Source organism: Streptomyces sp. NRRL F-5122, from assembly GCF_001507435.1.
Taxonomy (GTDB): Bacteria; Actinomycetota; Actinomycetes; order Streptomycetales; family Streptomycetaceae; genus Streptomyces; species Streptomyces lannensis.
Map to the genome: position 1 here is coordinate 1 of NZ_LMWH01000142.1, position 414 is coordinate 414.

At 70.5% G+C, this 414-nt stretch carries 1 protein-coding gene; it reads left to right on the plus strand.

What is annotated here, in order from left to right; all coding sequences use genetic code 11:
* Nucleotides 1–10: 10 nt before the first annotated feature.
* The coding region (locus ADL25_RS16790) for an ROK family protein (RefSeq protein ID WP_159044942.1) at nucleotides 11–414 on the plus strand (404 nt) is incomplete at its 3' end.

The following is a 414-nucleotide window of genomic DNA, read 5'->3' on the forward strand; positions in this document are numbered from 1 at the left end:
CGTGGTGCCCATGCAGATCTTCGGCGTGGACATCGGTGGATCCGGAATCAAGGGCGCTCCCGTGGACCTGGAGCGGGGCGTCCTGGTGGAGGAGCGCTTCAAGGTGCTCACCCCGCACCCGGCGACACCCGACCTGGTGGCCGACGGGGTGAAGGAGGTCGTCGGTCACTTCGGGTGGACGGGACCGATCGGCGTGACATTCCCCGGGGTCGTCACCGGCGGCTCCACGATCCGTACGGCGGCGAACGTCGACAAGAGCTGGATCGACAAGGACGCGCGTGCCCTGTTCAGCGAGCGGCTGGGCGGGCTCGCGGTGACCTTGCTCAACGACGCGGACGCGGCGGGCGTGGCCGAGATGGAGTTCGGCGCGGGCCGCGACCGCCGGGGCACCGTCATCGTGCTGACGCTGGGCAC